6 protein-coding genes are annotated in these 12,509 nt (G+C 34.3%); 2 read left to right on the forward strand and 4 right to left on the reverse strand.

Going from position 1 to position 12,509, the window contains the following annotated elements; all coding sequences use genetic code 11:
- Window positions 1–1,093 precede the first annotated feature (1,093 nt).
- The gene (locus H6G28_RS27530) at window positions 1,094–1,249 is read right to left on the reverse strand and encodes a hypothetical protein (RefSeq protein WP_190675729.1); all 156 of its coding nucleotides are present in this window, start codon (window positions 1,247–1,249) and stop codon (window positions 1,094–1,096) included.
- 123 nt (window positions 1,250–1,372) lie between these two features.
- On the reverse strand, window positions 1,373–1,528 hold the full coding sequence (locus tag H6G28_RS27535; protein ID WP_190675731.1) for a hypothetical protein: 156 nt from the start codon (window positions 1,526–1,528) through the stop codon (window positions 1,373–1,375).
- 740 nt (window positions 1,529–2,268) lie between these two features.
- On the opposite strand from H6G28_RS27535, the gene H6G28_RS27540 reads away from it, so the two are divergent.
- Window positions 2,269–9,234: a P-loop NTPase family protein gene (locus H6G28_RS27540; protein ID WP_190675733.1), complete on the forward strand. Its 6,966-nt coding sequence runs from the start codon at window positions 2,269–2,271 to the stop codon at window positions 9,232–9,234.
- Window positions 9,235–9,461: 227 nt separating this feature from the next.
- Entirely contained in the window at window positions 9,462–9,860 is a 399-nt protein-coding gene (locus H6G28_RS27545) for a hypothetical protein (protein ID WP_190675736.1), read from the forward strand.
- Between the two features lie 379 nt (window positions 9,861–10,239).
- On the opposite strand, the gene H6G28_RS27550 is transcribed toward H6G28_RS27545, so the two are convergent.
- Together H6G28_RS27550 and H6G28_RS27555 are read right to left on the reverse strand one after the other, a co-directional pair.
- On the reverse strand, window positions 10,240–11,217 hold the full coding sequence (locus H6G28_RS27550; protein ID WP_199332956.1) for a hypothetical protein: 978 nt from the start codon (window positions 11,215–11,217) through the stop codon (window positions 10,240–10,242).
- A gap of 79 nt (window positions 11,218–11,296) precedes the next feature.
- Window positions 11,297–12,334, reverse strand: coding sequence for a protelomerase family protein (locus tag H6G28_RS27555; RefSeq protein WP_190675738.1), 1,038 nt, complete (start codon window positions 12,332–12,334; stop codon window positions 11,297–11,299).
- Window positions 12,335–12,509: the final 175 nt, after the last annotated feature.

Consider the following 12,509-nt stretch of genomic DNA (forward strand, 5'->3'; position numbering starts at 1 on the left):
CATTCCTTGTTCTCTAGAGAACAAGGAATGTTAGTAAGGACTATTTAAATCCTCTTGTATATGGATACCTTTGAGGAAGTTTTCATCTGCTTCATGTTATCTTATAACCTCTTGTATAGGGATAATGAAATTAGATCGGAAGTATGAGCGCACTTTAATGCCATGTATAACTGTCCTGTATAGGGATATAAATGTGCTTTCTGCTTATATGCACTGTTTAAACCATTTGTATAGGGATAATTAGTCTCATTGCCAGAGTATAATTGATCTGTAAATCAGTGTCAATCTTATTTTTTGACAAGAATATATTAATCAATAGTAGATTTATATGTTATAAACCGACTTGTATAGGGATAGTTAGGCTATAATAAAGGAAATCAAGGCTTTATGACTATATTAACCCCCTTGTATACAGACGTGGGACAGGTGGAGATGGGCTATTCTGTGTTCTCTGGGAACAAGGAATGTAAAAAAGGACTATATTAATGCTCTTGTATATGGATGCTGCTGGCTATTCTCTCGTGCCTCCCTACAACCTCTTGTATAGGGACATCTCTGCTTATACCCTGTTGTATACCTATGCTCTATCCCTCTTGTCTAGGTATATCCCCATATTTACCCTAATGTATAGGCATAGCTTCACCGTCTTGTACAGAGATATCTGCATTCCTACTCTCTTGTCTAGAGATTATTTGTATACTTTACCTATTGTATAGGGATATCTCTATTTATATCCTTTTGTATATCCATTCCTTATTCCTCTTGTTTAGGCATATCTGCATACTTACCCTAATGTATAGGCATGGCTTCACCTTTTTGTACAGTGATATCTGCATTCATACCCTCTTGTATTGGCATCTTGACAGGCGATCGCTACGACCGCCGCAGGCATCGCGTCCATTTTTCTTACCCTCTTGTATACCCATGCTGAGGTTAACGTTTAACATCTATGCACATTTCCATTAGTACAGTGATACCAATACAGGCGATCGCTAACGTTAACTTTACCCTCTTATTTACCCATAACAAAGGCTAACACTTATTATCTATATACAAGCTTGTACAGGCATAGAGTGATCACTAGTCTTTTAAGTTATGCCTCATTAGTTTCTGACGGCATAACTTTTTTTAGCGCAATTTCTATTTCTTGTATGTCTGTATTAATTGCTTCTAAACGCTTATGATTATTCCATTCTTGATATGCTTCTGTGACCATTTCATCAGTTGGTAGCCCTGTGCTACTTCCCACTCTACCTATGTGCTGATGGCACGTATACTCCGGGTTTTTGACTCTCTTCACAATCCCTTTCAACGATTCCTTCGGGTTGCGTTTAAAAATCGGTTCATTGGACTGCCACTTCGCATACTGATACTAATAAACATCACCATCTTTTTTATACTGCTTATACACTAGATATTCATGTATCCATGCCCCCGGTGGCGACATTGGTTGTCTGGCTACTTTCCGCCGTATTTCCTTCAGCTTTTGAAGCTTTTCGATGATTTGGTCTATGTGATCGCTACTCATGGCAACTGCTAAACTTATGCCTTATTAGTTTACATCGGCATAACTCTCACAGACACACACGCGCAGTGATTCCTGCCTTACCCTCTTGTATACCTATGTCAAGCCTACTGTCACTATTTTCTATAACAAACGTTTGATATAAATTGCTCACCTTAGTATTTTTAGGCGATCCCATTCATTCCTAACTGTTCTTACCCTCTTCAGATTTGCAACCATTGCTGTTGATATGGCTTGTAAATTCTTTGGGCTAATTGTAGGCGTAAAGCTACAGATTGCAAGCTTTAGACCCTTAACGACATTATTTTGTCACAACGACAAATAAAAAGTCACTGTACAGTACGCATGAAAATTTGTTGTTAAATGCGGAATTTAATTCTGTTTCGTTGTAGTTATTTAATTTACTTTTTATAATTGGGCTTCTATCCTAAGATATAAATTTTAAATTTTTACTTTATTACATAGACTTTATTAACTCGTCATGCAAATATATTTTTATCTTTAATAAGGCTGTTGTTGAAAGTGGTTACAAGTGAAGCAAATGCCTCAAAAAGAAACTTTGGATAGTAGAAAAAACATTTGGTTGAATCAGTATCCTCATCTTAATAAGGATTATAAATATCTCCAGACATGAGCTGCCCTGCCATATATGCCTTTATGGCTCGTATTATGCTACGTCGTTTAGTCGCGTAAAGATTTACTTTATAAACAGTTTCTTGAAAATCTGAGGAGAAGTTTTATTTATGTCACAGTCAAACCAAAATAATATGGAAGATAATATCGTTCCAGTAAATAACGAAGAGATTGTTCAATTTAATCAGGCCAGTAATAACATACTACTAACAGCATCAGCCGGATTAGCTTTGCAGGGGGTGCTTGTCAGTGCAAACGAAGAAGAAATTTTGCAACCAAGATTTAATCTGATCGCAGTCCAAGGAAATATATCTTTAACTCAGCCATTACATCAAAGTATTGACAAAACAGAAGAATTTCAATCACAATTTCAAGAAAATATTTTTAAGAAAGGTGTAGAAAAGTTTGGAACTAGTATTAAAGCATCAGCTGAAGGGAGTAGCTTATTCCAGGGACTCCTGAATGCTAGTGCTTCTTTTTCATTAGATAAAGAAGCAGAAAATCTTACTGAGAGAAAACAGAAAATTGAAAGTAGTTACTACTCTAAAGTTCAATATGTAGTTGTCCCCACTGCCGCTTTTACTCTTAATCCTAATCAGATTCGACTAGATAGTAATGCCTTAGAAGAATTAAAGAAAATAGATAAAATTTTACGTAATCCTGAATCTGAGTATATAGCAAGTCAGGCTTGTCAAACTTTTCTCAAAAATTATGGTTCTCATGCTTTATTAGGAATTGTTACATTTGGTAGTATTTCATTGATTTCTGCTTCCTCTAGGAATTTTTTATCTTCTGAAGAACAGAACATTCGAGATATGATTACTAGCAAAATCAATACTCACTTTCAACTAGGATTTACTGGAATAGGTGGCGGCGAACTGGAGACAAATCATAATCGTAGTGCTGACAGTCAATCCATCTATAAGCAGGAAAGTATAGAATCTGGAATTAAATTAGAGAAAATTCAAATAGGTGGTCTAAAGCTAGAACAATCGGCCGTTATTGATAGAGATTATAAGCGCATTATTGCCATTTGGGAAATTATTTGTCGTCACCACATAAATGAATTTCAAAATACACAAAAATTAACAGAAATTCTTCATAATGAATGGATAAGTATTAGTGGACTAAGAAGTAAATTTCGCTATTTTTTTGATGAAGTATCTAATATTAATAACAAAATTGATAATCTGCTAAATCAACAGATTCCCTTATGGATTCAACAGCGAAATCTTAGTTCAGAAAAATTAAATTATCTCGTCAGATTTAGAAAAGAAATCGAAACAAAAACAAATAGTAATCAATACTGGACGCAGGAGATATTATCAGCACAAATATTTCGGCAATACTTGTTTGATGTCAGATATAACAACTCAGATAGTATAGAAATTAAGGATTTAATGCGCCAAATTCTGACTTCAGAAGATACGTTAGCAATGTCTAGAGAAGATTATTCTCAACTTAAAGATATTTTTAGATGGCTAAATGAACAGTCAGAAAATATAGGCTATCCTTTTCAAGAAGATATTAATGATGTTAATGAGCTTCTTAATAAAATCTCTAATCTCATTAGACTGATTTTACAAGAAAATGCTCCCACGCGAGAAATTAGAAAAAAACAAGCGTCTCAGTATTTAGCTTTAGCCATCAATAGCCTAAGTTTAAAACTTAGAAAAAAAGATCCACTTAGCGAATTAAGTTTGTTAAGCTTACTATTTACTTTGGGTTATATACCTGATTTCAAGATATTTAATCAATTACTGGAGATTGAAGACTATCAAAAAATAGAAAAGTTATTAAAAGAAGATAAAGAGCATCCATTAGGGATAGAAGCAAAAAACTATAACACTGAGAAAAGAGAAGCCTATATAGTCTTAAGACTTTTGACTTCAGATATTTTGCAGTTAGAAAAAGAAAAGACAATAGACTTTATTGAACAAAGTGTACTACCAAATTTACAATCAGAATCTATCATAAATATTCTAAAGAGATATAACGTTGGCTTATCTTTTGAGTGTATAGATGCTGTAGGAGAATTGCAAAATATCATTAATTATATTTCAAATGATAGAAACGTAGAGAAAGGTTGGCAAGATTTTATTAAAATTAATGAAAACTTACCGCTAAAAACTATTATATCTTCAGATGAAAAACCTTCTGCTGAAGTTCAAGAAATTCTCGAAAGCTTGGGGTTAACAAAATATTATCCTGGGAAATTAGGTAGAGAAGAAGTTTACTCAATTACAGAATATTCATTAGAACAAAATACTCCTGTAACTACAGAGCAACTAGCAACGCACTTTTTAAGCAACCTTATATCGTTTAATTATGAAGGGCGCAAACTAAAAATTGCGTCAGCAAATAAATCAACGAATGAATCAGAGCAAACATTACTAGGAGTTCGCTTTGGGCGACGCAAGAAACAAGAGCAAGAAACATCTAACGTGTACCCACTTGATGTTGTGGCAGCTACATTTTTATGTTGTAATGCAATTATTCGACAGGATTTAGTTCAAAGACTCTGGGGTTGTAAATTGGCAATTCCCTTAGTTATTCAAGAAGATAAAAGTAAAGCACCAAAGTTCTTTCTTTGGGCAATACGTTCCCTAATAATGAAGTGGAAAACATTGCAAGGGGAAGAAATCAAGAGTGAAGAACGTGGAATATTTGATTACTGCATTGAAACAGTAAGTTTTATTCGATTCAATAATTCAGAATTTTCTAAATCATCCCTATTAAACTGGGTTATTAGTGAAAATGAACCAGACAAGTCTCATCCAATTTTTTTCCATAGAAATTCTGAAGGTTCTACAAATAATCGGCAACTAGCTGAAGGCATGATAGAAGTTGCTTGGTATTTACCTAAAGGTTCTAAAGAAGATATTTTTGAAGATATTCTTTCATTTACTAATCTTCGTGGTGATGCACGCAATTATCCTGTACAATTAGAACTAATTAAGCAAGTTTCATCAAAAATCGTCATTTTATCTTCAGCCAAAGAACTACTTGAAAAAGAAGCAAAAGTTGTTCAAGATTTTATCGCAGCTAAGAAGACAGTGATTATTCTATTAACTGATAAAATAATTACAAATGAGGATGAATTAAATATTGAGAATTTCCAAAATAGTTTTTCAAACTCTATTGACGAACAGCTTTTAATTTTAGATATTGAAAACAAAAATTCACCGGATATCAGAGATGAAATCAGAAAAGTTTTAAATTTAATTAAAATTGAAAATAACTCTAAAATGAGTCTTGGAAATCTTGCTCAGACAATGCAGCAATTAGGCATTAATGTTGATATAGATGAGCTAGAGGAAAATTGCCAGCAAGGCATTCGCAAAGCAGAAGAAATTTTGCATATTATCCGAAATCATGAGCAAGATAGACGAGATAAGCGCAAAGCTGAATTATTACCTTTGCAGGGCAAAGATTGGGCTGAATGGGCTGAAGCTGACAAGGAAATTCATCGACAAGAGAACATTGGGGAAGAAAAGGTAAATAAATACGCAGAAAAACAAGAACTACGCAAAATAAAAAGTCGGGAACGGCAATTTAGGCTCGTTAAAAATGGGCTTCCAAAAGTGATGAATTCTTTTATTAATGTACTTTTGAATGAGCCTCCCTCAGTTCTAGAGTATTTTGTAAGGTCATTAAAGCTGGGACTAGATGAACTTTCTAGAGAAGAACTGCCTGGTTTATATGATGAGTATGGCAAACGTATGAAAGAAATTCAGGAAGCCAAAACTCCAGAAGAAAAAGCAGTTATTAACCGAGACCTAGAAAAGCTGGATCAAAGAATTTTAGCCCAATCTTTTGGTTTAGAGCATTTACTGCGAGAGATGGGGCAAATTTATTCGGCAGTAAATGAATGTCTAGCGCGTGAAAAAGAGAAACGAGAATTATCCGAGTCAGATATACAAATACTATCAACTTTGTTACAACGTTTGCCACAAGTTGCAGCAAATTTACTCTTGAGCGGGTATCCAATTGAAATCATGGATGGAGATGTTAGCTCCGTTCCATTTGTTTGGGTTGAGGCGGTTCTAGAAGAATTAAATCAAATACTGAAGGAACGAGAAAAACAAGATAACTTGCGAGTTTTTGTGCTGTCAGCAATGGGAATCCAAAGCTCTGGTAAATCTACTTTGTTGAATACCATGTTTGGACTACAATTTGCGGTGAGTGCTGGCCGCTGTACAAAAGGAGTTTACCTGCAACCAGTGAAATTAGAGCAGAAATTACGCGAAAAGCTTAACGTTGATTATATTTTTGTGGTAGATACAGAAGGTTTGAAATCTCCTGAACTTTCCTCTGGTTCAACTCGTAAACATGACAATGAGCTTTCTACATTTGTCATTGGATTGAGTAATCTCGCATTAATTAAGCTACCAGGAGAAAATAATACTTATTTACAGGAAATGTTACCTATTTCTGTTCATGCTTTTTTAAGAATGGAAGAGGTAAATTTACATCCTAAGACTAAAATTGTTCATCGTAATGTTGATAAATCATCACAAGAAAAATTAAATACTCAAAGTCGTATTCTCAACGAAAATCTTGACAAATATACAAGGATAGCCTGTGAGTTTCAGGGTAAAAAAGTTCAAACATTTAAAGAATTGATTGATTTTAATCTTACTGAAGATGTAGAATACTTACCTTCTTTATACGAAGGTGATGATTCCAGAAATGCAGTAATTCCTAATTATAGTAAAGAGGTTAATGGATTAAAAAGGAAAATATTATATGGAGTAGATTTAAGTAGCAAATTATCAATAAATAGCTTTTATAAGCATTTGCAGAATCTTTGGGAAGCGGTGAAAAAAGACGATTTCGTGTATGAATTTAAAAATACAATTGAGACTCAAGCAAGAGGAGAGTTAGATAAATTTTGGAGTCAAAGAGATCGTGAATTTCGTAGCCAAGTGACAGAATTTATCTTAAATTCACATACTAGAATAATGAATTGTGGTGATGAGGATGAATTATTTAAAGTTGTTGAAGATTTAAAGGGTAATTTATCAGATAAAATCGATAAAATCTTCTTGGAACAAGAGGAAAGCCTTAAACATTTTTTCAAAAAATCAAAGGGAATGTACGAAGACTCTATGCAGCAATGGGAACAAAACACATTTGCTAGACTTAGAGATTTAAGTGATAAATTAAAAAGACAAAATAATCAACAAATTGAAAACTATCATAACAGTAAACAAGCTGAACTTACTGTTGATAGAGAAGTTCTGAATTACGAAAAGAGAATTACTGAAAGTATACGTTTATTCGTACAGATAGAAAAAGAAAAAATCGACCAGAGACAAGTTCTTTCTTTGTCAGAAGAGAAGCTACAAGAATTATTTGAATCTCAATGGTTGATTTGGATGAATGATCTAAGAAATCACTACAGAAATCCTCTCAAAGCAGCGAATGTAGAAAGGGATGCTCAAGAAGCTTTAAGGCAATCATATTCAGATAGATGGAGTTCTATTAGTGAGAAAATACTCAAAGGTCAAGAACTAAGAAATTATGATTTCAAAGATTTTTCTGTTAAGGAAAATCATTATCAATGGGACTTGCTTCAAGCTGCAAAAAATTCTGCAATAGGGTTAACGAAGGGTTCAATACCAAAAGACAAAGAGCAGGAAGTTTTAAGAGAGATTGAAAAACTGAAACATCATTTATTTGAGGATGTAAAGAATATTCTTCAAGAAAAAGAAGATAATTTACAACCATATAATGAAAGTTATATCGGAGAGATACTGAGACACATCGAAAGTAGAATAGATGAAAAATATGAAGAAATTTTTAAAAATATTTCTTTCCGGCTGACTCAAAATTTAGAAATTGATTTAGTCATAGCAATATGTGGTCATGCAATTAAACGTTTAGAAAGATTAGATCAGAAATGTAGGGAAAAGCAGAATCCAATTATTAAGCTAGAAAAAAATAAAGATTATTACTTTCAGCTTTTTAAGGTTAATTTTGACAAGCAAAATTTAGCCAGCACGATTGTTTCTGTACTGTGTGAGATTATCATACAAGGAATTAGTGAAAAAATAGAAGAAGGATTGGCATCTGAAATCGGTAATAAGATGTACAGTGTAACTCATGTCAAAATCATCAATAATAAAAAATCTTTAATAGCAAGCATTTTAATTTCTTTGGCTGAGAAGGGAGATATATACTCTTATTATACCTATATTCACGACCCTGAGCGAAGCATAAAAGACTGGTTATCTACTTATTTTGAGGAATTTAATGCTAGAGACAAAGGGGTTAAAGGTGTAATAGAAGACAAAATCAAACAATTAATGGAGATGGCTAAACATTTTATCGAATCGACAAATCAATATATTGAAAGCAGAGATGAAAATTCGCTTTCTATTACTGATTGGATAAATAAATTTAGTGAATTAACAAAAGAGCATCTGATTATCAAGAATATTGACAGGATTGAAATTTTAGCTTCTAATTTTGATGGTGATTTCGATTTTCAATATCTTCAAGATGAACTTATCCAAGAATTAGAGAATAATAAATCACGATTATCTAATGAATTAGGTAGATTTTATAATTCGGTAGCAAATGAATATACGACCTTAAAAAATAAGGTTGTAGACGAAATAATTGCGTCACGAATTGGTTGTTTACAAAGTTGTCCATTCTGTGGGGAAATATGTATTAGTGGTATGGATGGTCATGATGGAAGTCATGAAACTCATTATCATCGGCCACAAGGTTTAACTGGCTACCGTCCTGTTTCTGGAGAACCTAAACTAGTTACAGAAAATTGCCAACAACTTGTGTATGGTGATTCTAAATTTGCAAATAGTGATACGAATTGGGAATACAAACCCTACAAAGATTATCGGCAAGTAAATAATTACTATGCTTCTTGGAAAATTGTTGGTGATGCCACGCTAGAATCTGGAAGTTACTGGAAATGGTTTATGATAACTTATGCTGATGAGCTTGCACTATTATACGAGGCAAAAAAACCAGATTTTCCAACTTCTTGGAATTCATTAACTAAGGAAAAAGTAATCGATGAGTTGCGTAAGCTAATCGAGAACTAATTGGCATTGATCACACGCACCACATTTAAGCGCAACTTGTTATGAGTGAGAAGCTTCCAATGCAAATATTTCATAGCAAATAGCTGAATTTTTCATGAATTGTTGCTATACTCCGTAATCCAAGTTTCAGACTTTAATGAGTAAGTTATATATATCTGTCTGAAATTCCGAATTGATGTGAATAATTGAATTCTCTATTTTTTAAATTTTTTAGGAGAAATACTCTTATGGGATACTTAACTGTGATTAGTGAAACTGGTTTCCCTCATTCTGCGTGCCTATTTGAGTATTGGGGAGAAAGACATTGGCGTGGATTCAAGCCTAAAGCTCACAAAACACCTTTTTGGGCTGGATATGTAGATACATCTGACAGGAGTAGTTTTATTAAAAACTCAGTTAAATTTGAAATTATTGATGAAATTTTAGAGCGAGTTAGACAAGACATAGAAACTAAATATAATAAGCAATTTTATCAAGCTGCACTGGGCCCTGATTGCATCAATTTATCAGTAGATGCCGCTAGTTTGTGTGGCTTAAAGACTCCACCTCCACCAAATGTTAGTCCAGATAATCTGGTGATAAATCTAGCTCGGCTGAATTCAAATCTTGTAATCAAGGATTACTAATTATTGTGATTTTACCCCCGTATAACCAAATTTTGAACCCTAACGCGACCAGAAGTGCCACTTAAAGGAAAAGCTTGCCGAACCCATAACCTAACTAGCTTTACAGTAAATATACACTCTCCAAAAACTTAAAAAGTGTAGTAAAGCCTTACGCAGTAAGGATGCAAGCTAATTTGGTCACGAACCAAAAATGGCGATCACTACTCATGGCTACTGCAAAAGTTATGCAATATTAGTTTATTACGGCATAACTTTCAACGACACACAGGCGCGGTGATCTCTCACATTTTGCTCTACCCTTTTATACATCTATGTTCAGATTTGTCATTTACATAACTATACAATTCCTTTAGTATAGTTATCGTGGAGCAGACGATCGCTACACCATATTTAACCCATCAGGTACAAGCTCGACTAAATTTATAGCCTGATCAATTTTTATCCCTGGCTTACGATTATCGTATGGGTTTAATTCATGCTTGGCGTTGTGGTCATCTAATCGAGTTTGGTAATTCTCCAAAATTTTCTTGATGGTCGCTGGCTTGCTACCTGTGAGTGTTTGTATTGCAGTTTGGTTAATATGCCATTTCTGATTTCTTTCAGTGCAGTTATTGTTATGAACTTCTAAGGCATAGATAGCGCGGCGTGTAAGTTCATCAGCCCTACCAGGATGGGTTTTGTATTTTTCGCTCATCAGTTCTGCGGTAAGCACTGAGCTTAAGTCTTCATCAGCTAACTTGACTTTACCCGTTACAGTCTTGGCATAAACTTGGCAAGCTTTTCTGACAAACTCAGCCAGTGACATACCAGAGTAGGCGATCGCGTCTTCTACAACTTTTTGGGTATCCGCATCTAATTCCAACTGTGCAATATTCATAGTTTCTAATGAGGGTACTGTAGTTGTAGCTTCTGGTTGTAAAGTAGTCTGCTCTGTCGGCTCTGGTTGTGTTGCTTGTTCTGTCTGTTCTGTCTGTTCTGGTTGCTCAAAACTGGCTTTATAAGCAACTCTTGCTTCATCTCCGATAATATCCCAGCGATCGCGGTTGCTAGTGGCATACCACAGAGCTAAATGTTCCCAGTGAGGAGCTTTACCGCGTGGCTTAGTGTGGTAATATCCTGGCTTTGGCTTACTTGAGTTAGGAAACTTTTCGTTAATTGCTTTTGCAAAGGCTGTTCTAGGTCTTTTCAGGCTGTTATCACTGGTTATAGCTGTTCTAATTGGTTCCCAGTATTTGAGTGTTATTTCTCTAATAGCTTGTTCATCCTTGACACCTTTTAACTGGTTCGCGGCAATGCTACCTAGCCTAGATGCCCAAACCTCATTACTTTCTCTTTCTAATTTTTCAATCTCACTCATAATAGATGTGTGATTAAACTCACCATATCCCTATACTAAGCCTCTTGTAATATAACGTCAAGACGTTTAGTATAGGGATTTAGCAAATTTTGGTGAGGCTTCCAGGCTTAATTTCATAACGCTTGTAACTGTTGATTGTGGTTTCATCTCGGTCAATTAAAATTCGTTCTGCGTAGTCGATAAAGTCATAAGAATCAATGCCAGCATTAACTACACAAGCTCTAAAATAAGCGGCTCTAAATTTGTGATATGTACGCTCATCTTCTGGAAAAATATCAAATTCTTTACAATGTTGATTAAGTGTTTTTGAAAAACGTCTGTTTACCCGTTCCGGGTCTTCATCTTTTGGAAATCGTTTACCTTTTTTATCAAGCCAGTCCAGAGCATGACATACTAAATCAGAATTAATTAATGTGGGTATTTCAAATACTACTTCTTTAATCGGTAAAGCTTTCTCACCTATTTTTACACGTCTAGATTTACCTTTTAATTGTCCTTTAAAAGCTACTGTATAATCATTAATTTTTTCAAAACTGGCTGATAAATGAACTTCGCCCATACGACGACCAGTAGCCAAAGCAATAGAACAACTCACATCCATCCAATTAGCATCATTACCATTTTTGATGTCAGTTAGTACAGTATGAGCAAATTTGAGAGAGTTATTTAAATCAATTTCTATCCGGTTTTCTGGCTGTCTACGCTCGGTTACTTTTTCTCTATACTGTTCTGATTGGGAAGCTTTATAAGGTGCAAAATGCTCTGACAATGCTCGACCAAAATTAGTAATTATCGTATTTACTGCACTATGTAAAGCTTCATCTTTTATAGAAGTTTTGATTGAATTTTTAAGTGCTTTTTTAATTGCTGTAATTTGTCTGAGACAAGTACCATAAGTTTTTAATGCCTCTGGCTTTTCATCTGGATATGTGACTTTCAATAATCTAATTTCTTCAGTTGCTAACTTTTTCCATCCAGGTATCTTACCTACACCATTTTTACGCTCTGTTTGTTTGCGGTAGGGTGCTAAAGCTTCAAACTTTGGCATTAGATAACTTACGCGCTCATCCACAAAGCTGTTTTCTAGCTCATTCTGTGTCTTCAATTCCCTGCTCATACCAATTCCTTACTTATTAATATTTCCATATTAAAGTAAACAAGGACTATACACAAGGGTTTATATATAGATAAATCACCTAAAAGCTGGATTATTACACTAGCTATCCCTATACAAAGTATCTTATTAGTTTTTCTAAATCCTTTAGTATAACGATGCAATTATTCATGGTAAG

Source organism: Nostoc sp. FACHB-190 (assembly GCF_014696905.1).
Classification (GTDB): domain Bacteria; phylum Cyanobacteriota; class Cyanobacteriia; order Cyanobacteriales; family Nostocaceae; genus Nostoc_B.

Coding starts and splice junctions, on each gene's coding strand:
- H6G28_RS27535 (WP_190675731.1), bottom strand. CDS start 1,528: ATGAGTAGCGATCACATAGACCAAATCATCGAAAAGCTTCAAAAGCTG.
- H6G28_RS27555 (WP_190675738.1), bottom strand. CDS start 12,334: ATGAGCAGGGAATTGAAGACACAGAATGAGCTAGAAAACAGCTTTGTG.
- H6G28_RS27545 (WP_190675736.1), top strand. CDS start 9,462: ATGGGATACTTAACTGTGATTAGTGAAACTGGTTTCCCTCATTCTGCG.
- H6G28_RS27550 (WP_199332956.1), bottom strand. CDS start 11,217: ATGAGTGAGATTGAAAAATTAGAAAGAGAAAGTAATGAGGTTTGGGCA.
- H6G28_RS27540 (WP_190675733.1), top strand. CDS start 2,269: ATGTCACAGTCAAACCAAAATAATATGGAAGATAATATCGTTCCAGTA.